The organism is Amycolatopsis sp. NPDC114505 (assembly GCF_055633615.1).
The window spans coordinates 1,173,106-1,197,582 of sequence record NZ_JBVKDV010000002.1 but is presented as its reverse complement, the minus strand read 5'-3'; the positions used below and the strand labels follow the sequence as shown (position 1 = coordinate 1,197,582).

The window sequence follows — 24,477 nt, the reverse complement described above, 5'->3', positions numbered from 1 at the left end:
CCGCCCGTCAGGAGGACCACGATGCCCCCGGCCGATCGCCGCTTGGAGCCACGTCGCAAGCCCAGTCAGGTGCGCGCCGAGCTCACCCGCGAGCGGATCCTGACCGCGGCTGCTCACGTTTTCGCCGAGCACGGCTACGCCGGCGGGACCACCAACCGCATCGCCGAGCACGCCCGCATCTCCATCGGCTCGCTCTACCAGTACTTCCCGAACAAGGACGCCATCCTCGCCGAGCTCCTGGTCCAGCACATCGACCGCGGCACGTGGACCGACGTCGGATCCCTCGACTTCTCCCCCGGGACGCTGGAGGCGACGGTCCGGGCGCTGATCCGCGACGCGATCGACAACCACCGCGACGACCCGCGGCTGCTCCGGGTGATGGTCGAGGAGGCGCCGGTTTCCCAGGACCTGCTCGACGCGATCGACCGGCACGGGAAGCTGCGCACGGCCCAGGTGCGGGAGATCATCGTCCGGCACCCCGACGTCCACGTGGGCGACGCGGACGTCGCCGCGGAGATCGTCCTGTTCACGGTGGAGATGAACACCCACAAGTTCATGGCCGCGCCGCGGACCGCCGCGGTCGAGACGTTCGAGGACGAGCTGGTCGCCATGGTGACCCGCTACCTGCGCGGGGACCGCGGCGAACCGGCGGTCAGTGCGGCCGGGAAAGATCGCCGGTCTTGAACGCCTTCACCGTGTCGGTGACCGGCCCGTCGAGCTCCGCCTTGTGCTCGGCCGGATAGACCCAGCGCAGGCCGGCCGCCGAACCGGTGCCGATGGACTCGTGCTCGTAGAAGATCTTGCCGTCGCCCTGGTAGCCGGAGACCGTGTACCCGGCGCCGTCGGCGTCACGGAAGGTCACCCGGCCGCCGTTCCCTTCCACCGAGGCCACCAGCTGGGCCAGCTCGTCGGCCGGCCGGCTGCCTCCCGAGTTGGTGCCCCACACCGTCAGCGTCGCGCCGAGACCGGCATTGGTGAACCGCATCCCCTCACCGTTCTCCGGAACCCACGACGACGCGGTGTAGCCCGGCGGCACCTGCGTGGTGAAGCCGAAGCGGGCGTTCGTGTACGTCTTGCCGGCACCCGGCGGCGCCGACGTCGGAGAAGCGGACGGCGCCGTCCGGCCCAGCATCGTCAGGAACTTGGGCTGCAGCAGGTCGCCGAGCTCGTCGTACGGCAGCGCCACGGACTCTTTCCCGGACGCCGAATCACAGCCGAGCTCGTACCAGAGGATCTCGAACTCGGCCCCGGCCCCGGTGAACCCGAACGTCGCGGCCGGCACGTGGTCACCGCCGCCGGGCCGGTCCGCGGCGTCCATGCTGACCTGCCGCTCCGAATCCCCCACGACCGTGGGCACGGTGCAGAATCCGTTCTGCGTGTGCGGTGTCAGCCGCCGGGTCAGCGTCCGCATGCCGGCGGCGGTCAGGATCTCGGGCCGGAACACGTCCTTCGGGCCCAGCACCTGCCCCGTCGCGAGGTCGACGGAGAACGCTTCGGGGAACCGCCAGGTGGTGTGCCCCAGCAGGTCCGAGTCGAGATCGTGGTCGTACCGCACGGAAAGCAGGCCCGGCGTCCGCAGCAGGACCCGCGCGGTCGAGTGCAGCGCGGCCGTCTCGCCCGCCTCCCGGAACCGATCGACCAGATCCGGCTGGGCGACCGCGTCCCGCACCGACTTCAGCCGCTTGTCGATCGGCGCCCGCAACGCGTCGTTGATCCGCTGCCGGACCGCGGCGTCGGCACCACCGGACACCTGCGCGTACTGGAGGTCGTAGCTCATCGGCAGCGCCGGGTCCCGCCCGGACAGGGTCTGCGTCGCGACCGTCAGCGCCGCCGCCGGCGGCGGGGCGGGCGGATCGTCGCCGCTCGGGAGGAGCACCAGGCCGCCGGCGACCAGCCCGGCGGCGATCGCGACCGCCGCGGCGATCTTGCCTGCCATCGCCGCGGTCACCCCGGTCCCGGTGCCCGCGGCCGTCACGCCGGCACCCGCACCGGCCGCCGCGAGCGGCGCGGCGGCCGTGCCGGCGGTCGTCAGGAGCGCCAACGGCGTCAGCGCGGTCAGCGCCGCGGCCGAGCCGGCCAGCCGCTTCCAGCCGCGCTTCTCCCAGTTCTTCCCGTAGGCCTCGCGGGCGACGGCTTCCAGCTCGGTCACGAAGGCCTCGGCCGTCGCCGGCCGCCACGCCGGGTCCTTCGCCATGCCCCGCGCGATCAGCGGGCGCAGCGGCTCGGGCACCGCGTCCAGCGGCACCGGCGCTCCCCCGTGCAGGGCGCGGAACTGCTCGCTCGTCTCCGCCTCGAACGGCCGGTGCCCGGTGACGCACTGGTAGAACACGCACGCGGCCGCGTACACGTCCGTGGCGGGCACACCGGGCTGGCCGGCCCACTGCTCCGGCGCCATGTAGGCCGGGGAACCGGCGGTCAGTCCGTTGTGACCGTCCAAAGTGGCCAGTCCGAAGTCGACCAGCTTCGACTCGCCCTCCCGCGACACCAGCACGTTGCCCGGCTTGTAGTCCCGGTGGACGACGCCCGCCGCGTGCGCGTCGGCGAGACCCAGCAGCGAGCCCTTCAGGATCGCCAGCGCCGCCTCGGGCGCCAGGACGTTCTCCGCCACCAGCAGGGCGCGCAGCGACACCCCGGGCACCGCCTCCATGACGAGCGCGGCACCCTGGGGCGTCTCGGCGAAGTCGAACAGCCGGACCACGTGCGGGCTCCGCACGCCGGACAGCAGCCACGCCTCCCGCCGGAACCCGTCGACGATCCGCGCGTCGGTGAGGAACTCCGCGCGCAGGTACTTGATCGCCGCCATCTTCCCCGAGGCCTCGTGCTTGGCCAGCACGACCCGCCCGAAACCACCGGTGCCGAGCACATCCACCTCGGCGTACCCGGGCACGTGCCAGGTGTCGTTCATCCCCGCCGCTGTCCCCTCATCGTGTCCGTCTCGCGGAGGACATCCGATCACGGCCGACCGGGTCCCACCACCGGAACGCGGCATCTGGCCAAGACCGGACACTGGCCTGAACCGCGGCCCTCCGCCGGACGGGACATCACCCGGCACTCCCCCGGCCGACGCCCAGCCGGTCGAAGGTGAAGGGCCGCACCGCTTCCGGGCGCTCTCCGTCGAGGGCCCAGTCCGCCAGCGCCTCGCCGGCCGCCGGGGCCAGCGCGAAGCCGTGGCCGCTCCAGCCGGTGCCGGCGAACACCGTGCCGTGGCCGGGCACGGCGTCGATGACCGGGATCAGGTCGATGGTGCTGGTGTCGGCGCGGCTGTTGTCGACGGCGAGCACCTCGGCGCCGGCCAGTGCCGGGATGGTCGCGGCCACGTCGGCGAGGGTGGCGCGCAGGACCTCCGGATCGGGCGTGCCGACGCCGCTCGCCGCGTCCCAGCCGCCCGGCCGACCGCCGGACAGCATCACCCGGCCCTCGTCGGTCAGCTTCACCGACAGCGAGCGCCGGGTGTGCCCGACCTGGTGGTTCAGGGAAAAGCCCGGTGGCCGCGCGACGAACGTGACCTGGGTGGCCTTCTCCCACACCGGCAGGCTCAGGCCGAACGAGTCCGCGAGCAGCCGCGGCACCGCCCGGTTGGCCGCGAGGACCACCCCGCGGGTGACGCGCACCTCGTCGCCCTCGGCCAGGCGCAGCGTGACCGAGCCGTCGGCGTGCGGGACGAGCCCGGTCACGGCGGTGTGCTCGAGGACGCGCGCACCCAGCTCGCCGGCGGCCTTGGCGAACGCCCTCGTGGTCGCCGGGTGGTCGGCGGTGCCGTCTTCGGGTGTGAAGAGCGCGACCCGGATGTCGCCGGCGAGGCCCGGCTGCATTGCGTCCAGCCGCTCGCGCTCGACGACCTCGCACGGGATGCCCGCCGCCCGCTGCGCCTGCGCCCGGGCGGGCAGGCTCTGCCAGCCCGAAACCCCGGCGACCTCGACGTCGTAGAGACTGAGGAGGCCGTTGCGCCGGTAGCCGGTCGGCGCCCCGAGCGCCGAGTCCAGCTCCGGCCACAGCTCCATCGCGCGGCGCGCCAGCGGCAGCTCCCGCAGGTCCCGGCCACCCGCGCGGACACCCCGGCGCCCGGGGCCGCCCGACGCGCCGGACGCGAGCTCGTTCCCTTCCAGCAGCACGACTTCCGCGCCGCGGCGGGCGAGGTTCCACGCGGTGGCGGTGCCCACGACACCACCCCCGACGACGGCGTACTCGACGGATTTCACGTGCGATTCCTCCCTTTCAGCCGACCCGCTCGAGGAAGCGGCGGGTGCGGTCCTCACGCGGGGCGTCGAGGACCTGACCGGCCGGTCCCCGTTCGACGATCCGGCCCTGGTCCATGAAGACGATCGTGTCCGCCACCTGGCGGGCGAACCCCATTTCGTGCGTGACGATGACCATGGTCAGGTCGTCCCGGGCGAGGTCGCGCAGGACGTCGAGGACCTCGCCGACCAGCTCGGGGTCCAGCGCGCTGGTCGGTTCGTCGAACAGCATGAGCTTCGGTTTCATGCACAGGGCGCGCGCGATGGCGACGCGCTGCTGCTGCCCGCCGGACAGCTGCGCCGGGTAGCTCTCGCGCTTGTCGGACAGCCCGACCTTCGCCAGCAGCTCGTCGGCACGCTCGACCGCCTCGCGGCGCGGGACGCCGAGGACGCGGACCGGCGCCTCGATCAGGTTCTGCAGCACCGTGAAGTGGGAGAACAGGTTGAACTGCTGGAACACCATCCCGATGTCCCGGCGGGCGCGGCGGGCTTGGCGCGGCGTCGTCTCCCGCAGGTCGTCGCCGGCCCACCGGTAGCCGACGAGCCCTCCGTCGACGAGGATCGAGCCAGCCTGGATCTTCTCCAGGTTGTTGATGCACCGCAGCAACGTGCTCTTCCCGGATCCCGACGGGCCGATCAGGCAGACGACCTCGCCGGGCCGCACGACCAGGTCGACCTCGTGCAGGACGGGCAGGGAGCCGTACCGCTTGTGCACGCCCCGGATCTCGATCGCCGACGTGGTCACAGGACCGCCTCCCCGCGGTTGAAGTGGCGTTCGACGCGTCGCTGGGCGACGGTGAGCAGAGCGGTGACGACGAGGTACCAGAACGTCACGACCAGCAGCAGCGGGATCGTCTCGTAGGTGCGCGCGTAGATGATCTGGGCGCTGTAGAGGAGTTCCGGCATCGCGATGACGCTGACGATCGACGTCGTCTTCACGACGTTGACGAACTGGTTGGTCAGCGGCGGGACGATCGTGCGCATGGCCTGCGGCAGGATGATCCGGCGCAGCGCCAGCGAACCGGGCATCCCCAGCGCCTCGGCCGCTTCGCGCTGACCACGTCCCACGGAGATCAGCCCGGCGCGGAAGATCTCCGCGCAGTACGCCGCTTCGTGCAGGGTGAGCCCGATGATCGCCGCGCCCGCCACCGTGATGACGGTGTTCGTGTCCACCGAGACCAGCGTCCCGAAGGAAAGCTTCGGGTACAGCGCGGCCAGGTTGTAGAGCAGGAGCAGCAGCACGAGCAGCGGCGTCGCGCGGAAGACCCAGACGTACGCGCCCGCCGCCGTCGTCAGCACCTTGTTCGCCGACTGGCGCATCATGGCCAGGACGACCCCGAGGACGATCGACAGCGCCATCGAGATCACCGCCAGCTCGACGGTGTGCCACAACCCGAGCAGGAGCGACGGGCTGAAGAGGTAGTGCCCGAACGCCGGCCAGGAGAAGTTCTCGTTCGTGAAGGCGGACACGAGGACCAGCGCGACGACCACCGCGGCGACCGCGCCGGCGATCCACGTGCCGTACTTCTTCCGGCCGAGGATCCGGGCCGGGAGCCGCGTTTCCGTGCCGCGGTCGAGGGAAACCATGCTCAGGACCGTCCTTTCAGGATCTCCGTGGTGTCGAGGTGGTTCTCCTGGAGGCCCCACTTGTCCAGGATCGCGCGGTAGGTGCCGTCGGCCATCAGGCGGCGCACGGCGTCGTGGACGGCGCCGGTCAGCGGCGAGTCCCGTTTGAGGCCCAGCGCCACGATGGCCCGTTTGTACCGGCCGGCCAGCCGGAACAGGTCCGGCGACCGGCTCGCGACGTACTGCGTCAGCGAAATCGAGAAGTACAGGACGTCGATGCGGCCGCTGCGCAGGGCGAGCACCGCCGCGCTGCCGTTGGGGAACAGGCTGACCCGCCAGGCGGGCCGCCCGGCCTCGGCGCAGGTGTTCCCCGCCTGGTCCAGCTGTCCTTGCTGGACCGACCCGACGACGACGCCGACCTCGCGGCCGCACAGGTCTGCGTAGGTGTTCACGGCGAAGTCCGTGGTGCGGCCGGCGAGGAAGCCCTGCCCGCCGTTGTAGTACGTGACGAAGTCGGCCTTCTTCCGCCGTTCCGCGGTCGGGCTGAGCGAGGCGAGCACCAGGTCGTAGCGCCCGGAAGCGAGCCCGGGCACGACCGCGTCGATGTTGGTGGGGACCGGGTCGGTCCCGACGCAGAACACGTCGGCGATGGCCTGGCTCAGGTCGCGGTCGAAGCCGACGATCGTCGCGTCGTCCTCGGCGTAGTAGGCCATCGGCGGCGTGTCCGGCACCATCGCGACCTGGAACGCGCCGCGCTGGCGGACGGGCCCGGGGAGGGCCGCGGTCATCGCCGGGTCGCACCGGCCGTGGGGCCGGGTCACCAGCGCGGGGTCGGCGGCGCCCGCCGAGCCGAGCCCGCAGCCGGTCAACGTCAGGATCGGGACCAGTACCGCCGCGAGCAACCGGCGTGTCCGTGGCATCTCACTACCTCCGCCCATCAGGGTGATGTAGTGTGTACTTCATGAAATCGCGAATGTCTAGTGGGCACTAGATGGATCAGACGCTCACGAAACGCATCGCCCAGGTCCGTGACCAGCTGAGCGCCGGCGGGATCCGGGTGGTCGACTTCTTCGCCCGCCACCCCGCCGAGGCGTCGGTCTTCTCGGCGCAGGAGATCGCGCGGCGGGCCGAGGTCAGCGACGCGACGGTCATCCGGACGGTCAAGCAGCTGGGCTTCAGCGGCCTCGGCGAACTGCGCCGCGCGGCCGCGGCGGTGCTCAACCCGGTCCGCGACCCGGAGCAGACCCTCGCCGAGCACCTGACCCGGTCCGACGACGGCGGTCAGCTCCTGGCCAAGATCAGCCTGGACGCGGCCGAGCTCGTCCAGGCGCTCCCCCGGTCGGTCCCGCCCGAGACGTTCGAGGCCGCGGCCGCCACCCTCGCCGCGGCGGCGAACACCCTGGTCGTCGGCTACGGATCGGCCCTGCCGGTGGCCGACTCACTCGCGCTCGGGCTTCGCCGCATCGGCCGGATCGCGACGGTGACCGGCCTGACCGGCTACAACTTCGCCGACGAGCTCGGCCAGCTGCGGCCGGACTCGGCGCTGGTGCTGGTCGCCCCGCTGCGCCACGTGCGCGAACACGACGTGGCGATCAGCGAAGCGCTCCGCATCGGCTGCAAGATCGTGCTGATCACCGAGATGCTGGCCAGCCACTTCGCGGACCGGGTGGAAACGGTGCTGGTGACGCCGTCCACGGAGAACGCGCTGCCCAGCGGCCTGGTGTGCCAGCTCCTCCTCGTGGACGCGCTGCTCCTGGCGGTGTCGGCGGCCGACCCGGCCCGCGCCCTGGACGGCTGGAAGGCCACGAACCGGCTGCGGACGGAGCTCGTCGAAGGAAGCCTCGACGTGCCGCTGACCCCGCCGAAGTTCCCGTTGCCGGACAACGGATCCGACTGACCCGGCGGGTGCGCCGTCACCGGGCGCGGCAGGTCCTGAGGTAGCTGAGGAAGGAGGCCTGCAGGCCGGTCACGTGCGTTTCGCGCAGGACCGCGCTGGTGACGTCGCCGCCGCGTGAGGTGAGGCGGTGCAGGAGGGCGGCGGTGTTCTTCGCGATGCTTTGGTAGACGGCCAGGTCTCCGAGAAGCTCCCGATCGTTGAGGGTCACGTGGAGCTTGGCGGCAGGCAGGCTGTCACCCATCTCCTGGAGCTGGGCGAAGACCGTGCTGTCTTCGCCGGCGACGCCGGGGCTGCCCGCGCCGATGCTCTCGAAAAGCGTGGTGCCGGTGAGCCAGGCGTAGAGGCTGAAGAGGCCGCCGTAGGAGTAGCCGAAGAGGCCGTGGCCGCTCTCGGCGACGCCGTAGTCGCGTTCGATCCGCGGGTGCAGGTCGTCGACGAGGAAACCCAGGAACGCATCGGCGCGGGTGTCACGCAGTTCGGCGAGGTAGGCGTCGGCTTCCTCGCGCGTCATGGCGCCCGCTTGAAGTCCGATCTCGACGGCATCGACGAGCTCCTGGGCGATGGGCTCGCCGGGTGGCACGAGGTCCCGGTTGCGCAGCCGGGCCCAGTGCTGGGCTTCGTCGCCCGCGTAGCCGACGCTGACCTGGATGTAGGGCCGGAGCCGCTGCATGGGGTCCAGCTGGGTGACGATGAGCGGAGCGGTCATGCCGACAGCCCAGTTGCCGTCAAGCACATACACGACCGGCGCTCGCGTCGTGGCGGGGCCGTAGCCCGGTGGCGTGGTGACCCAGACGCCGTAGTCGTGCCCACCGCCTGAACGCAGCTCGAAGTAGTCGGTGTCAGCGAGGCAGCCCTGCCACATCGCGCTCATCGCAATCCCTCCGCCGTTGCAGTCTCTCTTTTCCAATGGATAAACTGCGGAGGTGATCCTGTCAAGCAAGGGCGACGCCCGCGAGCGTCTTTTGGCCCGGCTCCTCGAGGCCTTCGACGAGGCTCTTCCCTCGCCGGAGGTGTCGCTGCGCGAGGTCGCGGCCCGGACCGAGACGAGCCACGCCCTCCTGCGCTACCACTTCGGGTCGCTCTCGGGCGTGTTGGCGGCGATGCTCGAGGCCCAGCGAACGCGTGACAACGAGGAGCTGTTCAAGTCCGCCCAGCAGGGCACGTTCGACGACCTCGTGAGGGCGATCTGGCGGTCGTACACCCGCCCGGAGCAGCTGTCGCGCGTACGCGGCTTCTTCCACGTCGCGGGTCTGGCCGCGTACAACCCGGACGACTTCCGCGAGTTCATCGACTCCCTCGACGACCTCACGAAGCTGCTGGCCTCCCGCGCGGAAGGGCTCGACGCGACGGAAGCGCTGACCTTGGCGACCGTCACGATCGCGGCGATTCGAGGGCTGCTCTTGCAGGAAATCCTGAGTCCGGCGGCCCATTCGGAGGACGTGGTCGCGTTGATCCTGCGCATGCGTCCTTGAGCGGTCGGCCGTCAGTCACTCAGGCGTGCGCGCTGGCGATCTTCAGGGGATCCTTGGGCGCGTCCGGACGGGCGTCGAGCATGCGCTGCCCCACTTCCTGGAGGCGCTTGCGGCCCAATGCCTTGCGAACCTCCGGGAACCACTCCTCTTCTTCTTCCTCGACGTGGTGGCGGACGTTCTCCGTGAGCACGGTGACTTTCGCGTCGAACGTCTCGTCCTGCGGGTCCAGGTCCCGCAGCTCGGCCATCAGCCACACCATCACGTGGTGCTCTTCGACGCTTTCCAGCACGTGGTCGCGTGTTTCCGGGACCGCTTCCTTGGCGACCGGGTAGAAGATCTCTTCTTCGATGTAGGTGTGGGTCGTCAGCTCCTCGACCATCGCGTCGACGAGCTTGCGCTTCTCCTTGAAAGCCTTGTCACCCGCCTTCTCGAACGCCTTGAACAGCTTCTCGACTTTCCGGTGATCCTCTTTGAGCAGAACGATCGCGTCGGTCGACATCGGCAGCCTCCTTGGTTACCGGGGGTATACCCGGCATCACCCGCTTCAACCGACCGTGCCGCGGGGAGGTCCCGCGTTTGTCCTGCGCACCCGGGGGTAGCCGTGGCCTGACGAAAGGAGACCACCGTGACCGAACCGTCCCCCGAGGACCGCCGCGACGCCGCGGAATCCCCGAACGACGAAGAAGCCCGAGGCGAGCAGGGAACCTCGTCGGGTGATCAACACGACGACTCCGACCCGCAATCGGGTTGACTCGAAGTCCACGTCGGCCTGACAACGCATCCTCGCCGCCGCGGACCTTTGTCATCGTTCTGCCGGTTCGGCGGCGAGGTGCGAGAGTGATCCTCGTGGATCTGTCTCGCACGGAGCCGGCTTCGGGCGGGGCGGCCGGCATACTCGGCATCAACCGGCAAGAAGCCGTCGCGCGGCTGCGACGCCGAGTTCGCACCGCGTGCGGCGAAGGCGGGATCCCCGCCGAAAACCGAGCCCGGCTGGTGCTGGCGGTCGGCCATCTCACCGACCCGGTCCTCGCCGCCGGCGGGACCATCGACCTGGAAACCGCCGTGGACGACGGCGTACTCACGGTCAGCGTCCGGCTGCCGGAGCCGGTCAGCCAGTCCGACCTCGACACCCTGCCGCGGCCCGCGACCGCGACGGACGACGGCCGCGCCACCTGGCGCCTCATCACCGGCGACCGCCCGATCCCCGCACCGGCCGATGACGACCAGGCGACCCGCGAAGAGCTGCTCGCGCTCACCCACCGGGCCGACGCGCTCGCCCGCGAACAGCAAGAACTCAAGCAGGAGCTGGCCGAGACCAACAGCGGCGTGCTGGCCATGTACGTCGAACTCGAACAGCGCGACGAGCAGCTCCGCCACGCCCACTCGCGGATCTTCCAGGAACTGGAAGACGCGCTGCGGCCCCCGCCACCGTCGGTCCCGGGCCTGGAGCTCGGCGTCTGCTACTCCCCCACCGAACCGGACTCCCCCACCGGCGGCGACCTCTACGACTGGTTCGTCCTGCCCGACGGCCACCTGCACATAACGCTGGTCGACGCCGTCGGCCACGGCGTCGCCTCGACCCGCGACGCCCTCACCGTCACCCACACGATCCGCACCCTCGCGCTGGAAGGGCACCCCCTTCCCGACCTGATCGCCCACGCTTCGCGCACCGTCGCACCGATCGCGCCCCACCTCATGGCGACCGTGGTGCTGGCCCGGATCGACCCCGCGACCGGCGCGACCCGGCTCGCCAACGGCGGCCACCCGGAACCCGTCCTCATCGACCCCGCCGGCTCGACGCGGCTCCTGTGCCCTCCGGCCACCGGCCGCGGAGTCGGGTTCCCCGATCCGGGCAGCCCGCGCCTGCTCGACGTCGAGCTCGAGCCGGGGGCGACCTTGCTGCTCTACACCGACGGACTGGTCGAAACCCGCAAGAACATCGATGAGGGCCAGGCCCGCTTGCTGGAACAGGCCGGCGCGCACGCCGACTGGCCCACGGCGGGGCTGCCGCGCGAAGTCGTGAACCGCATGCACGATGTGGTGCTCTACGCGGACGACACCGTGCTGCTGGCCATCCGCCGGCCCACGACGCGACAACCGGCGGGCACGTGACGACGAACAGACACGCCCGGGGCCGCCGACCGTGGGTCCTCCTCGGTCGTGTCCGAAGAGGACCCACGGGACCTCAGCGGGGCAGGACGAGGTGCTCGGCGATGGCGTACAGCTCCGCCTGCGCGCCGGGGCCCGCAATGGCGATCGGCGCGTCGTGGACGGCCTTGAGGATCCAGAGCGTGCGGTAACCGTTCTCGTCCACGTAGCGGGTCGCGTGTCCCTGGACCGGCTGTCCCGCGGTGCCGCGCACCTGGCCGGCCTCGTCGCCGCGCACCTGGACCGGCGGCAAGGTGCTGCACGTGCCCACCGAGTAGCTCGTGCGCGGACCGCTCGAACCGAAGGGGCCGCCCTGCTCGACGCCGAACGTGCACATCCGCAGGCCGTCGGGCAGCTTGCCGAGGCCGAACGCCGGGGTGACGGTGGTCTTGCCCGGGAAGGCGACGTTCTCCGCGACGCGGCGGCCCGCGTCGGTCAGTTGCTGCGCCGACGCCGCGCTGCCCGGCTGCGCGGCCACGTTGACGTACAGCGAACCACCCTCGGGGTGGGTCAGGTACACCTCGTAACCGCCAGGGCCGCCGGAGTTCGAGCTCTCCACGCCGGCCCGCCCGCCGATCGTGACGGCCCGGCCCGGACCGGACTTGAAGGCGGCCTGCCCGACCGGCATCATCTTCATCTCCTGCACGTCCACGAGCAGGACCTGACGCCCGGACGTGACGGTCAGCATGTACTCGCCGCCGTACACGGGCTTGTGCGGGTCGGCCGCGCTGCCACCGATGTTGATCCGGCGCGCGAGGTAGTCGGCCTTGCCCGGCGGCAGCCAGCCGAGCGAGTAGGGCATGGCCAGCTCCGCGATGGCCGCCTTGGCCGGTGCCTCGACGGCGACCGGACCGCCGGCCTGGCCGGTGCCCGCGGCTACCTGGTTGTCGCCCGCGGGCCGGTTCAGCGCGACGGCGGCGACCACGCCCAAGGCGAGCAGCACCACCCCGGCGCCGGCCGCGAGCGGACGGCTCACCGCGGCGCGCTTGCGGTCGAGGCGCTGACGCGTGGCCGCGAGCACCTGGTCGCTGTCGGGGGCGTCGGGCTCGTGGGCGGTGAAGGTGTCCTTGATCAGGTTCTCGATGTCCATCAGCTCTCCTTCGCCTGGGCCATCCGGTCGGTGCTCAGGCCGTGTCGCAGGGTCGTCAGGGCTTTACGGGAGTGGGCTCGCACGGTGGCTTGGGCGCAGCCGAGCAGGTCCGCGATGTCGGTGTCGGCGAGCTGCTCGTAGTACCGGAGCACCACGACCGCGCGCTGGCGCCGCGGCAACCGCGCCAAGCGCTGCCACATGTCCTCGCGGGCCGCGTGGTCCGACGCGAAGTCATCCGGCCGCGCCTCGTCCGGCGGGTCGCCCACGGCGATCAGCCGCGCCGAGCGGCTGCGCCGCCAGGACAGGTAGTCGTTGGTCACCATCCGCAGGACATAACGGTCGGGGTGCTCGGCGTCGCTGATCCGCGACCACCGTCGGTACGCTTTGACCAGCACGTCCTGCACCAGGTCAGCGGCCTGTTCCCGCTCCCCGGTCAGCATCGTCGCGTAGCGCAGCAACCGCGGCAGGTGCGCCCGGACGAAGTCCTCGTAGTCAGCCATCACTACGTAGACTGCTGCCGTGCACGATCCGTGTACCTCCACGCAGAACTTCTTTCACGAACCCGCGCTGCGCCGAAACCAGCGCCCGCCGGGGAGCTGCCCGTGGTTGATACGGTGAAGCCGTGACGGCGAACCGGCTCGGCAAGGTGCGGCAGGTTCTCCTCCTGTGCGCGCTCGCCTTGGGCGTCGTCGCCATGCACCACGTCGGGATGGCGAACGCCGCCGGCGGCACGGCCATGCACGCCATGGCGGACCCCGGTCCGCAGTCAGCCACCGCTCCGCCGGAAACGGGCTCCGGCGAACACGATCCGGGCATGCCGGGCGGCCTGCACGACATCCTCCACCTCTGCCTCGCCGTCCTGTGCGCGGCGGGCGCCCTTCTGCTGGCCGTCGCCGTCCTGCTGGGTGTCTCGTGGTTCACCACGGCGTTCTCCCGGACGACCGACTCCCGCGGCTCACCGAGCCGGGGACGTCCGCCGGACGGAAACGGCCGCGCCATCCTGACTTCTCTGTGCGTTCTGCGGACCTGACCGGGCGGTTTCCCCCGACCGTCGGATCCCGCACGTTCACAGAGAAAGATTTGTCATGCGCAAAAACTTCACCATCGCCGGCCTCGTGCTGGCCTCCGCCGTCCTGCTCGGCGCCTGCGGCAGCAACGACTCCATGCCCGGGATGAGCTCCAGCCCGTCGGCGCAGGCGGACGCCGGCCACAACGCCGACGACGTCACGTTCGCCCAGCAGATGGTCCCGCACCACAGCCAGGCGCTCGAGATGGCGAAGCTCGTGCCGTCACGCAGCACGAACCCGAAGGTGCTCGACCTCGCGAGCCGGATCGAGAAGGCCCAGGACCCCGAGATCCGGCAGATGCAGGGCTGGCTGACCACCTGGGGCGCCGGCATGTCCGGCATGCCCGGCATGGATCACGACATGCCCGGGATGATGCCCGCAGACGACATGAAGAAGCTCGAGGCCGCCAAGGGCGCCGAGTTCGACAAGATGTGGCTGGACATGATGATCAAGCACCACCAGGGCGCGATCGACATGGCCGGGACCGAACTCGCCAAGGGCGGCAACACCGACGCCAAGGCGCTGGCCCGGAAGATCATCGACGCCCAGCAGGCCGAGATCACCGAGATGCGGGGCTTGCTCGCGCAGAGCTGAGCGAGGCCGGGGCGGCGTCGCACACCCGCGGTGCCGCCCCGGTTCCCTCGGCTGCTCGGAGACCCTGACCGGTCACGCGCTCGGGTCCGGCGGTCTTCTGCGGTGAGTTCGCGCCGAGGTGAGCGCGGCGAGTCCGTGTCCTCGGAACCGGCGCCGCGCGAACAACGTCACCGCGACGATCTTCAGGATCACCAGCCCCACCAGGACGTCGGCGACCACGCTCGTCCAGCGCCACGCGGCCAGCGCGGCGCCACCGAGCACCAGGTGCGCGGCCACGGCGACCACCGCGGCGACGACGAGCGCGATCGTCGTGCTCCGCGACCGGCGGACGGCTACTCCTTCCTGGCCGTGCCAGGTCACCTCGAGGTGGTCACGCCGGCCGAACCTCTCCAGGTCCGCGGTGAGAATGCCCTGAAGCCGCGCCAACTGGTCCGCGTTCCCGGCTTCGACGCGCACCCACAACATGTCCGAAGTGGACCGGAGGGTGCAGTCACCCCAGCTGAAGGTGATCTTCCCTTCGTTGCCGGCGTACTCGACCTTCACGACTTCGGGACGCGGTTGCCCATCGCCGCGGTGCGGGTGACGGGCGCCCATGGCTTCGGCGTGACGGCACAGCTGGGCGAGGAACCGCTCGGCGCGCGGGGTGTCGACGTGCGCTTCGGCGACCGGCATGGTTCAGACCCTCGTGCACGCGACGGACCAGGCGCGGACACCGGCCGGGTCGGTGGTGATTTCGATGGTGGCGGGCTCGATCGAGTCGACATGCCACCCGCGACCGCCGGGCCGCAGCACGGTGCGCAGGCCATCGACGTAGGCGGCACGGTCTTCGGCGTCGAAGATGTGGAACAGGCCGCAGTCGAGGACCCGGCCGCGGATCGCGCCCGCGTCGGCGAGCGCGCGGAAGGCGCTTTGGGGCCGTCCGATGTCCCACGGTGGCGGGGTGCGGTACAGGTCGTCGGGGCCATGGGGTCGCGAAGCTGTCATCGGCCCAGTTTTATCGAGACACTGTGTCGCTGTCAATTCATATTGTCTCGCAGGCGGCGGTATGTATGCTCAGAGCGTGCCGAAGCTGTGGAACGACACGATCGAGGCGCACCGGGAGGCGGTGCGCGACGCGACCCTGGACGCCACGGCGGAGCTGGTGGCCGAGCACGGCCTGACCGGCGTGAAGATGGCGCAGATCGCCGCGAAGACCGGCATCGGCCGGGCGACGCTGTACAAGTACTTCCCCGACGTCGAGGCGATCCTGTCCGCCTGGCACGAACGCCGGATCCGCGCCCACCTCGCCCAGCTCGCCGAGATCCGCGACCAGGACGGCACGGCCGCCGAGCGCCTCGAAAAGGTGCTCGGCGAGTACGCGGAGATCCAGCACGAACGGGCCCGGCACCACCACGGCACCGAGCTGCCGGCGCTGCTGCACCGCGGCGAGCACGTCGCACAGGCCCAGCAGCACCTGCACGCGCTGTTCCGCGACCTGCTCGCGGAAGCCGCGAAAACCGGGGACGTCCGCGACGACGTGTCGGCCGACGAGCTGGCGACCTACTGCCTCCACGCGCTGACCGCCGCCGGCGCACTGCCGTCCCGCGCCGCGGCACAACGCCTGGCGACCATCACCCTGGACGGGCTGCGCCGCCCGAGCTGACCGAGACGCCGAAGCTCCGGGTTCAGGCGCCGGCCGCCGCCTCGGCCATCCGGCCCAGCGGGGTCGACGAGCTGATCCGCTCCACGACACCGGGCCTGCGTGGGCCCGAGGAACGTCCTGGCCGGCCTCCGGCTTCCGGGTTCGAGGCAGCCGCCGAGTTCGGACCCGGCGAACTCACGCCGACCGGTTCGGAAGAGGCGCAGACCCGGCGGATCTGCGCAGGCTCCGGTAGAAGGTCCGATGAGCTTCGGCGGCCCCCGTCCACGTGTAGCGCCGGGCCAGTGCCCGTCCCGGTGCCGGGTCGGCGCCGCCGAGCGCGGCTCGCAGCTCCCGTGCGAAGCCGGGTGGGCCGTCGGCGAACCGCGCGGCCCCGCCGAAGACCTCGCGCAGCACCGGCAGGTCGCGGGTGACCACCGGCACGCCGGCGGCGAGGGCCTCCATCGCAGCCAGCCCGAAGCCCTCCTTGGTGGACGGGAACGCGAACACCGCCGCCGAGGCCACCAGCGACGGCAGCTCGTCGTGCGCGACCGGGCCCAGCACGACCGGCTCGACACCCAGTTCGGCGGCCCGCTTCTCCCAGCGGGTCCGGTAGTCGCGGTAGTCGAAGAGCGTCTCGCCGCCGGCGATGAGCAGACGGAGGTCCGGGTCGGCCAGCAACGCATACGCCTCGAGGAGGTCGAGCGACCCTTTCCGCGGCTCGATCCCGCCGACCGCCAGCACGTACCGGCCCCGCTCCCCCGTACGCGGCGCCGTCGCGAAACGGTCGTAGTCGACGCCGTTGGGGATCACCGTCGCCTCGATGTCCCAGCCGGTGCGGACTTCCGCCGCCACCGACGCCGACACGCAGATGTGCGCGTACGGCCGGACGATCGCGCGCTCGTGGCAGGCCGCCAGTTCCGGGGTCGTGAAGGTGTCCAAGTGGTGGATCGTCCGGACGCAGCGGTCGACGGCGTTGGCGCTGATGCAGTCCTGCGCGTGCACGACGTCGTATTCGTCCGGGGTGAACGCCGCGCGCAGCACCGCGATCGACCGCAGGATCCGGGCCCCGACCGATTCGCCGGGGACGTCCGGGAAGGGCACGATCGAAAGCCGCACCCGCGGGTCGACCGGCCGGAAGAACCCCGCGTCGCCGCCGCGTCCGAGCGTCCACACCGTGACGTCCTCGCCCAGCTCGGCGAGGGCCTCGGCCAGCGCGAGGGTGTGCACCACGCCGCCGCGGGGTTTCGTGGAGTAGCTGAGCAGGGCGATGCGCATCAAGCCTCCCGGTACACCGACGGTTTCCGTTCCCCCAGGTGGTGCAGCACGCGGCGGGCGTTGGCGAGCTCCTGCTCGACGTCGAGCTCGGCCACCGCGATGCCGGCTTTCGACCAGGTGCGGGCGAGGATCTCCCCGCCGGGTCCGACGACCTTGGCCTGGCCGAGGAACCGCATCCCGCCCATCGCGCCGGTCTGGTTGGACGAGACGAGCACCACCTGGTTCTCCGCCGCCCGCGCCTGGTCGTAGAGGTCGAACAGGCGCGACTGCCGGTCCTGCGCCATCCGCGGCGCGCGGTTGGTGATGCTGGTCGGCCACGCGCTCAGGCAGGCGACGACGTCGGCGCCGTCGACCGCGAGCGAGCGAGCCGACTCGGGGAACGTCTTGTCGTAGTCGATCAGCATGCCCAGCCGCCCGACCGGGGTGTCGAACGCGGCGAACTCGGCACCGGGTGCGTAGGCGACCTGCTCCCCCGGCGGCTGGTGGACCTTGCGGTGCCGGCCGAGCACGCCGTCGCCGGTGACGCACACCGCGGAGTTGTAGCGCCGCGGCCCGTCGGCCTCGCAGTAGCCCACGCAGACGACCATTTCCGCGGCGAGCGAGGCGATGGTCTTCAGCTGCGGGCAGTCCGGGTCGAGCGCGGGCGGCAGCGCGTCCGGGTCCGGATGGCGCAGGTCGGCGAGGTACCCGCCGAGGGCCGCGTCCGGCAGCACCAGCAGCGCGACGCCGGACGACCGCGCGTGGTCGATCAGCGTCGCGATGCGCTGCAGGTCGAAGTCGAGGTCGCGGCCGAAGTGCGCGGCGACGGCGGCGATGCGGATCTGCCCCATTCACGGGACACTAACCGGGTAGGCGTCGGGTCGTCTGTCCGCCAGGTGTCCCATCGACCGCCGGGCCGTGGTCAGCGCCTGCTCGACGTCGAGTTCGGCGATCGCCATGCCCTCGGCGACGCCGGTGTCGGCGAGGACCTCGCCCCCGGGTTCGACGACCTTGGCGCTCGCGACGAACCGCAGGTCGCCGAAGGTGCCGGACTGGTTGGCCGAGAGCCAGACGATCTGGTTCTCCAGCGCGCGAGCCCGGTCGAACAGGTCGAAGCGGCGCTTCCAGCGGTCCTGCGCCAGATCGGGTGCCGCGTTGGTCCGGCTGCCGGGCCAGGCGCTCATGCAGACGACGATCTCGGCGCCGTCCAGCGCCAGTGCCCGCGCGGACTCGGGGAAAGCCTTGTCGTAGCAGATCATCATGCCGAGACGCCCGACCGGTGTGTCGAACGCGGCGAACCCGCGGCCGGCGCCGTAGCTGGCGTTTTCGGCGAGCGGCTGGTGGACCTTGCGGTGGTTGCCTAGGACACCGTCGCCGGTCACGCAGACCGCGGAGTTGTAGCGGCGGCCGCCGGCGATCTCGCAGTACCCGGCCGTGACGACGAGGTCGCCGGCCAGCGCCGCCAGCCGCTTCACCTCCGGGCCGTCGACGGCCAGCGCGGGCGGTCCTTCGGCGCCGCCGTCGAGGTTGGCGAGGTAACCGCCGAGGGCCGCTTCCGGCAGCGCCAGCAGCCGCACGCCCTCGGCCTTCGCCTCGCCGATCAGCTTCTCGATGCGGGCGAAGTCGCCTTCGAGGTCGCGGTCGAACGGCGCGGCGACCGCGGCCATCCTGAGTGTGGTCATGAGTTCCCCAATCCGGTGACGCCGCCGTCGATGGCGGGCGTCGTTTCGCCGTCGGGCCAGCGCAGTGTGACGCCGGTGCCCGCGACCAGCTCGCCGCACTCCGCGGTGACCGCCGGGCCGGCCGGCGCCGGCGCGCCGGCGGTGAGCATCGCGAAGCCGGGAAAGCAGGTCAGCCAGTCCCCTGTGGACGCTTCGCGGGGCCGCGGGACGCGCTCGACGTCCAGGACCGCGCCGCAGCCGGACGCCTCGGCGAGCATGCCGAGGGTGCCCGCGATCCCGGCCATCGAGACGTCCTTGGCCGCGGCCGGTCTCGCCTTCGCCACCGAGCCGAGCAGCTCGCGCAGCTCGGGCGTACGCCGGAAGCTGGTCGAGTCCCACTGGCGGCCGGTGTAGCCGGGCCGCCAGCCACCGGCCAGGTCCGCGGTCAGCCAGACGCGCTGACCCGGCTTTCCGCCACCGCCGGGCACCGGGTCGGTGGTCCGGCCCAGCGCCGTGACCGACAGCGAAGCCGGCACGCCGAACTGCGTGTGGCCGCCGAGCACCGGCACGCCGTACGCTTCGCTCGCCTTGCGCAGTCCACTCAGGACACGAGCGGCGAAGGACGCGTCCCGGGCGCCCAGCGCGTCGAGCAGCCCGGTCGGCATGGCCCCCATCGCGGCCAGGTCGTTGAGGTTGACCAGCACCGAGCACCAGCCCGCCCATTCCGGGTCGCGTTCGACCATGGCCGGGATGATCGCGTCGCAGGCGGCGACGACGTCGGTGCCGGGCAGCGGGACGCCGTCGTCGCCGACGAAGCCCGGCACGCCGGTCAGCCCGCGCAGCAGCGGGCCGAGCGCGGCCTTCGTCGACCGGGCCAGCGCGGCGATCCGGCCGATCGGCCACCGCATCAGCACGTGGTCGTGCCCGGCGACGGTGACCGGCCGCACCCGGTGCCAGCCGAGCCGGGTGAACAGCTTTTCCGTGCGGATCTGCACGGTCGCTTCGAACCGCAGCGCCCCTTCGGCTTCGGCCCGCGCGCACGCCGCGCGGACCAGCGCCGAGCCGATCCCGGCCGGCGAACCGGGCGCGACGACCAAGCGCCCGCCCCGCCACCAGCCGAGGTCCGGGCCGTCCGTGGCCGGGCCGAGCCGGACCCCGCCGAGCACTTCTCCGGCGGTGTTCCGCGCGACCAGCACGATCGTGCGCGAGTCGGTGTCGTGGTCGTCGAGGTCGTGGCCGGCGAAAAGCCCTTGCCGCGCCACGAAAGCCTCATGGCGCAACGCGCGGTAGGCCGTCAGTCCACTGTGGTCGGCGGGCTCGAGGTGGAACGCCGGGCGGGCCGCGATGCTGCGGACGTCGCCCAGCAACGCGAGGATGTCGTGGTCCACGTCAGCCTCCCGCCGCGCTGAGCAGACCGCACGCGCCGCACGCGGCACAGCCCGCGCCCTGGTCCGCCCCGGTCATCCCGGCCGCCCGCAGCAACGCGGCGATGCGGCCGGTGACGTCCGCGACCAGCGCGGGTGAAGGTGCGGTCGCGCCGTCCCGACGGGCCAGCGTGCCGGCCATCGGCCGCATCGGCACGGCGAACGGGTAGACGCCCATGCCGATCAGCCGCCCGGCGCCCTCGACGAGGTCGTCCGGGTCCTCGCCGAGGCCGATCAGCAGGTACGTCGAGACGCGGTTGCGCCCGAACACCCGGACCGCTTCCGCCCACGCGGCTTCGTACTCCGCCATGGGCACCGTCGACTTGCCGGGCATCCAGCGCCGACGGACGTCGTCGTCGAGGGACTCGACGTGGATGCCGATCGACGTCGCTCCGGCGTCGCGCAGCTCGGTGAGCACAGCGAGGTCGCCCGGCGGCTCGATCTGCACCTGGATGGGCAGGCCCGGCACGGCGTCGAGCACCGCCCGGACGCACCGGACGAGGTGCCGGGCCCCGCGGTCGGGTCCGGCCGTGGTGCCGGTGGTCATGACCATCTGCCGGACGCCGTCGAGACGTACGGCCGCTTCGGCGACCTCGGCGAGCTGCGCCGGTGTCTTGGCGGCCACGGTGGACCCGGCTCGCAGCGACTCCTCGATGGTGCAGAACCGGCACCGCTGGTCCTCGGCGTACCGGACGCAGGTTTGCACGGCGGTCGTCGCGAGAACGTCCTTGCCGTGCAGCAGCGCGATCTTCCGGTACGGGGTCCCGTCCGAAGTGGACAGGTCGTAGAACCGCGGCCGCGCCACCGGTGTCACGCTCAGGCCGAGATCGACCGTTCCGCGGTGGATCCGGCCGTCGCGGACCTCGTAGGGGCTGTCGGGGTTCAGCGGCAGCGTGGCGTTGGCACCGTCGACGACCAGGTGGCCGTCGTCGCTCGGCCCGGCGCCCTTGCTGCGTTGTACGGGTGCGTCCACGCGCACCCCGCGGACGGCGATGTCGGCGCGGGTGTCCAGATCTTCTTCGATGCCAACGCGCACGGACCGCTCCTAGAACATGTAGGTGGAGTTGATGATGGCGCCCTTGCGCGCGTAGTGGATCAGCGCGTCCTGCACATCCAGGGGGTGGGTCGGGATGACGCCCTCGATGAGGTCCTCCTCGCGCGCGCCGTGCAGCGACAGGCCGAACCGGCAGCAGTAGGCCTTGCCGCCTTCGGAGATGAACGTCTTGAGCTGGTCGTTGATGTTCAGCTCGCCCGGGAACGCGGCGTTGCCGGTGGTCGGGAAGCCGCGGGTGGCCAGGCAGTTCAGCGAACCGGGGCCGTAGAAGTAGATCGCGGCCTCGAACCCCTTCCGCAGCGCGCGGGTGGCCTGCAGGATCGCGACGAAGCTCACCGACGACTCGTGCGCGATGCCGTGCACGAGCGTGAAGTAGCTCTGGCCGGGTTCGGCCTGGTAGTCCGGGAAGACCTTGGTCCCGCCGTAGAGGCTGGACCCCTGCGGCAGCGACGGGTGCGGGATCTCGTCGAGGCTGGTCTTCTCGGTTTCGGTCAGCTCTGCCATCGGTCTATTTCCCTTTCTTCGGTCCGTACAGCACGTCGAACGTGCCGCGGAAAACCAGGTCGGCGAGCTCGCCGTCGCCGGCCGCGGCGGCCAGCTTGGCGAGTTCGCCCTCGTGATCGCCCCACGGCTGGTCGGAGGCGAACAGCACGCGGTCGTGGCCGAGGCCCCGGCGCGAGATCTCTTCGACGAGCCAGCGCGGGGTGAAGCCGATCGCCCAGGACAGGTCGGTGTAGACCTGCTTGCCGGCGGCGATCCAGTCGAAGAAGCGGCCGCCGACGAGCTTGATGTGCCCGCTCATGCCGCCGCCGAAGTGGACGAGGTGCAGCTTGACGTCGCTGGCGTAGGCGTCGACGAGCTTGCCGACCTCGTCGATGTCCGACGCCGCGCCCGGCGAGGTGTGGACGTGCACGACCAGGTCGTGCTCCCGCGCGGTGGCGAAGATCCGGTCCAGCTGCGGCTTGCACGCGGGGTCGGATGCCTTGCCGCCCAGCAGGAAGCTGAGCTTCAGTGCCCGCACGCCTTCCTCACCCGCCAGCGTCAGCGCTTCTTCGGTGCGGTCGGCGTCTTCGGCCCGCGGGGACACCCACAGCGCGGCGCTGATCCGGTCGTCCTTGCCCGCCGCCTCGACGCAGAGTTCGTTGAAGGAGAACGCGATCGCCGGGTCCGGGACGCCGTAGTTCGGGATCACCAGCGCGCGTTCGGTGCCTTCACGGTCCATATCGGACAGCAGCTCGCCGATCGTCGCGCGGCTGCCGACCGCGGGTGCGACCGGTGGCCCGCCGTAGAACGGGTACGCCGGCAGCACGCCCAGGTGCCGGTGGGCGTCGTGGGTCCACTTCATCAGGCCACCGTCCGCGGCGCGACCCAGTCGTCGTCGGCCGGGTAGGTGCTCACCGGCGTGCCGGAGAGCCACCGGACGTCCCCGCGTCCGCCGCCGGTGATCCGCCGGGCGAGGTACTCCGCGTCCGCCGCGACGCCGCAGAACCGGCCGGAGCCCCAGGTGTGCTGCCACGGCAGGCCGAGGAAGTACAGGCCGGGACAGCTGGTGACGCCGCGGTGGTGCGTCGGGTAGCCCTTGCCGTCGAACACCGGGACGTCGATCCACCGGTGGTCCCGGCCGAACCCCGTGCTCCAGACGACGGCCGAAAGCGCTTCCACGTCGAGAGTGCGAGGGCCGTCCGGCGGCTCCCAGACCGGCTTGTACCGCTCCTCGCGGGGTGCCGCGATCCCGCGTTGCGCGATGAAGGCGTCGATCGAGTCCTTGATGCCCTCGGACACGGCGTCCGCGGCGTCGAGGTTGCGGCCCAGGTCGCCGGCGAAGCTCAACTGTCCACTTCGGACGTTCGTGAGCCGGCCGTAGAGCTGCATGCCTTGGGTGGCGAACGCGCGCAAGTCGATGTCGTGCCCGCCATCGCGGCCGGTGACGTAGTGGTTGGCGCGGAACCGGACGGCGTCCGCGTCGGCGAACTCGTCGATTCCCCTGGCGTAGTAACCCATCTCGTCGAGCCAGGCGACGACGTCGCGGCCGCGGTAGCGCCGGGCCACCCGCGGCGCCGACCCGACGGCGAGGTGCACGCGGCGCCCGGCCAGGTGCAGGTCCTCGGCGATCTGGCAGCCGGACTGCCCGGTGCCGACGACGAGGACGTCCCCCTCGGGCAGCTGAGCGGGGTTGCGGTACTCGGCCGAGTGCAGCTGGACGACGTGCTCGGGCAGCCGCTCGGCCAGCCGCGGCTTCAACGGCACCTGGTACGGGCCGGTGGCCAGCACGACGTGGTCGGCGGTCAGCTCACCGGCCGACGTCGTCAGCCGGAAGCCGCCGCCGGGCAGCTGACGCAGCCGCGTCGCCTCGACGCCCTCGTGCAGCGGGACGTCGAAGTCCTTCACGTACGACTCGAGGTAGGCGACGATCTCGTCGCGGACCATGAACCCGTCCGGATCGTCGCCCGCGTAGGGGAACCCGGGCAGCCGGCATTGCCAGTTCGGCGTGACCAGGCAGAAACTGTCCCAGCGGCGGGCCCGCCATTCGTGCCCCGCGCGCTCGCGTTCGAGCACCAGGTGCCCGACTCCGGCAGCGGTCAGGCAGTGGGACATCGACAGTCCCGCCTGGCCGCCACCGACCACGATCACCGGCCGATGCAGGCCGTCGAGCTCGAAGTTCATGCCGATCAGTGCACCGGCGGACGATGTCCGGACGGTTTCGCCCGGAACACCGGCGCGTTACCAGAACTCCGCGGGGTTACGCTTCTCCCGGCGTGCGCTTAACAGGACACTCCGGCGGTTCGCCGGCCTCCACGAAGCGAGCGCGTTCTCGGCGAGCGATGATTGACTGCACTTCTCACGGGGTACCGCCCGAACGTGGCCGTCTTCAGCAGCGAGGACGGAGCCCCTGGAAGGGTTGATCCGTCATGTCCGAGCCGAGCGACAACCCTGCCCCGGCGCCACCGTCGTGGTCGATGGATCTGCGCGGCACGTCCGCGCCGGCGCTGGTCGAGATCCGCCGCTGGGCGTCCCGGACACTGGCCGGCGTCGATGACGCCCACCTGGGTGACGTACTGCTGGTGGCCACGGAACTGGTGACCAACGCCTACGACCACGGCAACGGTCCGCTACAGGTGCGGATGAGCCGCACCCCGAGCCCGTGCCGGGTACGGATCGAAGTCGACGACGACTGCCCGGACCATCCCGTGCTCACCCCACCGTCGCTCGAGCGCCTCGGTGGCCGCGGCATGCACATCGTGAACAAGCTCGCCCACACCTGGGGCGTGCTCGAGCACCCGGCCGGCGGCAAGACGGTGTGGGCCGAAGTGTCCTGCGACGGCATCGACCCGGCGCCGTCCGCGGCAGCGACCCGTCGCTGAAGTGAGCTTCACCCGCTCACCGCCCCTCCCCG

Annotated in this window: 28 protein-coding genes; 9 read left to right on the top strand and 19 right to left on the bottom strand. The window is 71.6% G+C overall.

What is annotated here, in order from left to right; genetic code table 11:
- Positions 1–21: 21 nt before the first annotated feature.
- Positions 22–684: a TetR/AcrR family transcriptional regulator gene (locus tag ACZ7OU_RS23745; RefSeq protein ID WP_470256721.1), complete on the top strand. Its 663-nt coding sequence runs from the start codon at positions 22–24 to the stop codon at positions 682–684.
- Here the strand turns inward: ACZ7OU_RS23745 and ACZ7OU_RS23740 are convergent.
- The 5 genes from ACZ7OU_RS23740 to ACZ7OU_RS23720 all read right to left on the bottom strand — a co-directional run bounded on the left by ACZ7OU_RS23740 (position 653) and on the right by ACZ7OU_RS23720 (position 6,721).
- Entirely contained in the window at positions 653–2,905 is a 2,253-nt protein-coding gene (locus ACZ7OU_RS23740) for a protein kinase domain-containing protein (protein ID WP_470256720.1), read from the bottom strand. The genes ACZ7OU_RS23745 and ACZ7OU_RS23740 overlap by 32 nt on opposite strands.
- A 136-nt stretch (positions 2,906–3,041) precedes the next feature.
- A complete protein-coding gene (locus ACZ7OU_RS23735; RefSeq protein WP_470256719.1) occupies positions 3,042–4,199 on the bottom strand; it encodes an NAD(P)/FAD-dependent oxidoreductase in 1,158 nt (385 codons plus the stop codon).
- 16 nt (positions 4,200–4,215) lie between these two features.
- Positions 4,216–4,980, bottom strand: coding sequence for an amino acid ABC transporter ATP-binding protein (locus ACZ7OU_RS23730; RefSeq protein ID WP_470256718.1), 765 nt, complete (start codon positions 4,978–4,980; stop codon positions 4,216–4,218).
- A complete protein-coding gene (locus ACZ7OU_RS23725; protein ID WP_470256717.1) occupies positions 4,977–5,822 on the bottom strand; it encodes an amino acid ABC transporter permease in 846 nt (281 codons plus the stop codon). Before ACZ7OU_RS23725 ends, ACZ7OU_RS23730 begins: the two co-directional genes overlap by 4 nt.
- Positions 5,823–5,824: 2 nt before the next feature.
- The gene (locus tag ACZ7OU_RS23720) at positions 5,825–6,721 is read right to left on the bottom strand and encodes a transporter substrate-binding domain-containing protein (protein ID WP_470256716.1); all 897 of its coding nucleotides are present in this window, start codon (positions 6,719–6,721) and stop codon (positions 5,825–5,827) included.
- 71 nt (positions 6,722–6,792) lie between these two features.
- Here ACZ7OU_RS23720 and ACZ7OU_RS23715 point away from each other — a divergent pair, with 71 nt between their 5' ends.
- Positions 6,793–7,698: a MurR/RpiR family transcriptional regulator gene (locus ACZ7OU_RS23715; RefSeq protein WP_470256715.1), complete on the top strand. Its 906-nt coding sequence runs from the start codon at positions 6,793–6,795 to the stop codon at positions 7,696–7,698.
- Between the two features lie 16 nt (positions 7,699–7,714).
- On the opposite strand, the gene ACZ7OU_RS23710 is transcribed toward ACZ7OU_RS23715, so the two are convergent.
- Positions 7,715–8,569, bottom strand: a complete 855-nt coding sequence (locus ACZ7OU_RS23710) for an alpha/beta hydrolase (protein ID WP_470256714.1) — start codon at positions 8,567–8,569, stop codon at positions 7,715–7,717.
- Between the two features lie 52 nt (positions 8,570–8,621).
- Here ACZ7OU_RS23710 and ACZ7OU_RS23705 point away from each other — a divergent pair, with 52 nt between their 5' ends.
- A complete protein-coding gene (locus ACZ7OU_RS23705) occupies positions 8,622–9,170 on the top strand; it encodes a TetR/AcrR family transcriptional regulator (RefSeq protein WP_470256713.1) in 549 nt (182 codons plus the stop codon).
- A 19-nt stretch (positions 9,171–9,189) separates the two neighbouring features.
- Here ACZ7OU_RS23705 and ACZ7OU_RS23700 read toward each other — a convergent pair whose 3' ends face one another.
- Positions 9,190–9,669, bottom strand: coding sequence for a hemerythrin domain-containing protein (locus ACZ7OU_RS23700; protein WP_470237919.1), 480 nt, complete (start codon positions 9,667–9,669; stop codon positions 9,190–9,192).
- Positions 9,670–9,795: 126 nt separating this feature from the next.
- On the opposite strand from ACZ7OU_RS23700, the gene ACZ7OU_RS23695 reads away from it, so the two are divergent.
- Together ACZ7OU_RS23695 and ACZ7OU_RS23690 are read left to right on the top strand one after the other, a co-directional pair.
- The gene (locus ACZ7OU_RS23695) at positions 9,796–9,921 is read left to right on the top strand and encodes a hypothetical protein (protein WP_470237920.1); all 126 of its coding nucleotides are present in this window, start codon (positions 9,796–9,798) and stop codon (positions 9,919–9,921) included.
- Positions 9,922–10,016: 95 nt separating this feature from the next.
- Complete coding sequence (locus tag ACZ7OU_RS23690; RefSeq protein WP_470256712.1) at positions 10,017–11,282, top strand: PP2C family protein-serine/threonine phosphatase; 1,266 nt, start codon at positions 10,017–10,019, stop codon at positions 11,280–11,282.
- 73 nt (positions 11,283–11,355) lie between these two features.
- Here ACZ7OU_RS23690 and ACZ7OU_RS23685 read toward each other — a convergent pair whose 3' ends face one another.
- Together ACZ7OU_RS23685 and ACZ7OU_RS23680 are read right to left on the bottom strand one after the other, a co-directional pair.
- Positions 11,356–12,408: a hypothetical protein gene (locus ACZ7OU_RS23685; protein ID WP_470256711.1), complete on the bottom strand. Its 1,053-nt coding sequence runs from the start codon at positions 12,406–12,408 to the stop codon at positions 11,356–11,358.
- The gene (locus ACZ7OU_RS23680) at positions 12,408–12,908 is read right to left on the bottom strand and encodes a SigE family RNA polymerase sigma factor (RefSeq protein ID WP_470237923.1); all 501 of its coding nucleotides are present in this window, start codon (positions 12,906–12,908) and stop codon (positions 12,408–12,410) included. Before ACZ7OU_RS23680 ends, ACZ7OU_RS23685 begins: the two co-directional genes overlap by 1 nt.
- Before the next feature lie 122 nt (positions 12,909–13,030).
- On the opposite strand from ACZ7OU_RS23680, the gene ACZ7OU_RS23675 reads away from it, so the two are divergent.
- Together ACZ7OU_RS23675 and ACZ7OU_RS23670 are read left to right on the top strand one after the other, a co-directional pair.
- Positions 13,031–13,438: a DUF6153 family protein gene (locus ACZ7OU_RS23675; protein WP_470256710.1), complete on the top strand. Its 408-nt coding sequence runs from the start codon at positions 13,031–13,033 to the stop codon at positions 13,436–13,438.
- Positions 13,439–13,493: 55 nt separating this feature from the next.
- Positions 13,494–14,069, top strand: a complete 576-nt coding sequence (locus tag ACZ7OU_RS23670; RefSeq protein ID WP_470256709.1) for a DUF305 domain-containing protein — start codon at positions 13,494–13,496, stop codon at positions 14,067–14,069.
- 72 nt (positions 14,070–14,141) lie between these two features.
- Here ACZ7OU_RS23670 and ACZ7OU_RS23665 read toward each other — a convergent pair whose 3' ends face one another.
- Positions 14,142–14,741 carry a DUF2218 domain-containing protein gene (locus tag ACZ7OU_RS23665; protein WP_470256708.1) on the bottom strand — a complete coding sequence of 200 codons (600 nt, stop codon included), beginning with the start codon at positions 14,739–14,741 and terminating at the stop codon, positions 14,142–14,144.
- 3 nt (positions 14,742–14,744) lie between these two features.
- Positions 14,745–15,053, bottom strand: coding sequence for a hypothetical protein (locus tag ACZ7OU_RS23660; protein ID WP_470256707.1), 309 nt, complete (start codon positions 15,051–15,053; stop codon positions 14,745–14,747).
- 76 nt (positions 15,054–15,129) lie between these two features.
- Here ACZ7OU_RS23660 and ACZ7OU_RS23655 point away from each other — a divergent pair, with 76 nt between their 5' ends.
- Entirely contained in the window at positions 15,130–15,711 is a 582-nt protein-coding gene (locus ACZ7OU_RS23655; protein ID WP_470256706.1) for a TetR/AcrR family transcriptional regulator, read from the top strand.
- A gap of 174 nt (positions 15,712–15,885) precedes the next feature.
- Here ACZ7OU_RS23655 and ACZ7OU_RS23650 read toward each other — a convergent pair whose 3' ends face one another.
- The 8 genes from ACZ7OU_RS23650 to ACZ7OU_RS23615 are packed head-to-tail and all read right to left on the bottom strand — an operon-like array spanning position 15,886 to position 23,747.
- Positions 15,886–16,965 (bottom strand): MSMEG_0565 family glycosyltransferase, encoded by a 1,080-nt coding sequence (locus tag ACZ7OU_RS23650; RefSeq protein ID WP_470256705.1) that lies wholly within the window; start codon positions 16,963–16,965, stop codon positions 15,886–15,888.
- Complete coding sequence (locus tag ACZ7OU_RS23645) at positions 16,965–17,795, bottom strand: carbon-nitrogen hydrolase family protein (RefSeq protein WP_372665914.1); 831 nt, start codon at positions 17,793–17,795, stop codon at positions 16,965–16,967. Before ACZ7OU_RS23645 ends, ACZ7OU_RS23650 begins: the two co-directional genes overlap by 1 nt.
- Positions 17,796–18,626 (bottom strand): carbon-nitrogen hydrolase family protein, encoded by an 831-nt coding sequence (locus ACZ7OU_RS23640; protein ID WP_470237930.1) that lies wholly within the window; start codon positions 18,624–18,626, stop codon positions 17,796–17,798.
- The gene (locus tag ACZ7OU_RS23635; protein WP_470256704.1) at positions 18,623–19,993 is read right to left on the bottom strand and encodes an MSMEG_0567/sll0787 family protein; all 1,371 of its coding nucleotides are present in this window, start codon (positions 19,991–19,993) and stop codon (positions 18,623–18,625) included. The genes ACZ7OU_RS23640 and ACZ7OU_RS23635 overlap by 4 nt, the downstream gene beginning before the upstream one ends.
- Position 19,994: 1 nt before the next feature.
- Positions 19,995–21,065, bottom strand: coding sequence for an MSMEG_0568 family radical SAM protein (locus tag ACZ7OU_RS23630; RefSeq protein ID WP_470256703.1), 1,071 nt, complete (start codon positions 21,063–21,065; stop codon positions 19,995–19,997).
- A 9-nt stretch (positions 21,066–21,074) separates the two neighbouring features.
- On the bottom strand, positions 21,075–21,587 hold the full coding sequence (locus tag ACZ7OU_RS23625; protein ID WP_086864132.1) for an MSMEG_0572/Sll0783 family nitrogen starvation response protein: 513 nt from the start codon (positions 21,585–21,587) through the stop codon (positions 21,075–21,077).
- A 4-nt stretch (positions 21,588–21,591) separates the two neighbouring features.
- A complete protein-coding gene (locus tag ACZ7OU_RS23620; RefSeq protein ID WP_470256702.1) occupies positions 21,592–22,428 on the bottom strand; it encodes an amidohydrolase family protein in 837 nt (278 codons plus the stop codon).
- Positions 22,428–23,747 carry an MSMEG_0569 family flavin-dependent oxidoreductase gene (locus ACZ7OU_RS23615; protein WP_470256701.1) on the bottom strand — a complete coding sequence of 440 codons (1,320 nt, stop codon included), beginning with the start codon at positions 23,745–23,747 and terminating at the stop codon, positions 22,428–22,430. Before ACZ7OU_RS23615 ends, ACZ7OU_RS23620 begins: the two co-directional genes overlap by 1 nt.
- 245 nt (positions 23,748–23,992) lie before the next feature.
- Between ACZ7OU_RS23615 and ACZ7OU_RS23610 the strand changes: the two genes are divergently transcribed.
- Positions 23,993–24,445, top strand: coding sequence for an ATP-binding protein (locus tag ACZ7OU_RS23610; RefSeq protein WP_470256700.1), 453 nt, complete (start codon positions 23,993–23,995; stop codon positions 24,443–24,445).
- Positions 24,446–24,477 lie beyond the last annotated feature (32 nt).

What these genes read in the sequence shown, in the direction of transcription:
- ACZ7OU_RS23745 (WP_470256721.1), top strand. Translation starts at nt 22, where the DNA reads ATGCCCCCGGCCGATCGCCGCTTGGAGCCACGTCGCAAGCCCAGTCAG.
- ACZ7OU_RS23740 (WP_470256720.1), bottom strand. Translation starts at nt 2,905, where the DNA reads ATGAACGACACCTGGCACGTGCCCGGGTACGCCGAGGTGGATGTGCTC.
- ACZ7OU_RS23725 (WP_470256717.1), bottom strand. Translation starts at nt 5,822, where the DNA reads ATGGTTTCCCTCGACCGCGGCACGGAAACGCGGCTCCCGGCCCGGATC.
- ACZ7OU_RS23720 (WP_470256716.1), bottom strand. Translation starts at nt 6,721, where the DNA reads ATGCCACGGACACGCCGGTTGCTCGCGGCGGTACTGGTCCCGATCCTG.
- ACZ7OU_RS23715 (WP_470256715.1), top strand. Translation starts at nt 6,793, where the DNA reads ATGGATCAGACGCTCACGAAACGCATCGCCCAGGTCCGTGACCAGCTG.
- ACZ7OU_RS23710 (WP_470256714.1), bottom strand. Translation starts at nt 8,569, where the DNA reads ATGAGCGCGATGTGGCAGGGCTGCCTCGCTGACACCGACTACTTCGAG.
- ACZ7OU_RS23700 (WP_470237919.1), bottom strand. Translation starts at nt 9,669, where the DNA reads ATGTCGACCGACGCGATCGTTCTGCTCAAAGAGGATCACCGGAAAGTC.
- ACZ7OU_RS23685 (WP_470256711.1), bottom strand. Translation starts at nt 12,408, where the DNA reads ATGGACATCGAGAACCTGATCAAGGACACCTTCACCGCCCACGAGCCC.
- ACZ7OU_RS23680 (WP_470237923.1), bottom strand. Translation starts at nt 12,908, where the DNA reads ATGGCTGACTACGAGGACTTCGTCCGGGCGCACCTGCCGCGGTTGCTG.
- ACZ7OU_RS23670 (WP_470256709.1), top strand. Translation starts at nt 13,494, where the DNA reads ATGCGCAAAAACTTCACCATCGCCGGCCTCGTGCTGGCCTCCGCCGTC.
- ACZ7OU_RS23665 (WP_470256708.1), bottom strand. Translation starts at nt 14,741, where the DNA reads ATGCCGGTCGCCGAAGCGCACGTCGACACCCCGCGCGCCGAGCGGTTC.
- ACZ7OU_RS23660 (WP_470256707.1), bottom strand. Translation starts at nt 15,053, where the DNA reads ATGACAGCTTCGCGACCCCATGGCCCCGACGACCTGTACCGCACCCCG.
- ACZ7OU_RS23650 (WP_470256705.1), bottom strand. Translation starts at nt 16,965, where the DNA reads ATGCGCATCGCCCTGCTCAGCTACTCCACGAAACCCCGCGGCGGCGTG.
- ACZ7OU_RS23645 (WP_372665914.1), bottom strand. Translation starts at nt 17,795, where the DNA reads ATGGGGCAGATCCGCATCGCCGCCGTCGCCGCGCACTTCGGCCGCGAC.
- ACZ7OU_RS23640 (WP_470237930.1), bottom strand. Translation starts at nt 18,626, where the DNA reads ATGACCACACTCAGGATGGCCGCGGTCGCCGCGCCGTTCGACCGCGAC.
- ACZ7OU_RS23625 (WP_086864132.1), bottom strand. Translation starts at nt 21,587, where the DNA reads ATGGCAGAGCTGACCGAAACCGAGAAGACCAGCCTCGACGAGATCCCG.
- ACZ7OU_RS23620 (WP_470256702.1), bottom strand. Translation starts at nt 22,428, where the DNA reads ATGAAGTGGACCCACGACGCCCACCGGCACCTGGGCGTGCTGCCGGCG.
- ACZ7OU_RS23615 (WP_470256701.1), bottom strand. Translation starts at nt 23,747, where the DNA reads ATGAACTTCGAGCTCGACGGCCTGCATCGGCCGGTGATCGTGGTCGGT.
- ACZ7OU_RS23610 (WP_470256700.1), top strand. Translation starts at nt 23,993, where the DNA reads ATGTCCGAGCCGAGCGACAACCCTGCCCCGGCGCCACCGTCGTGGTCG.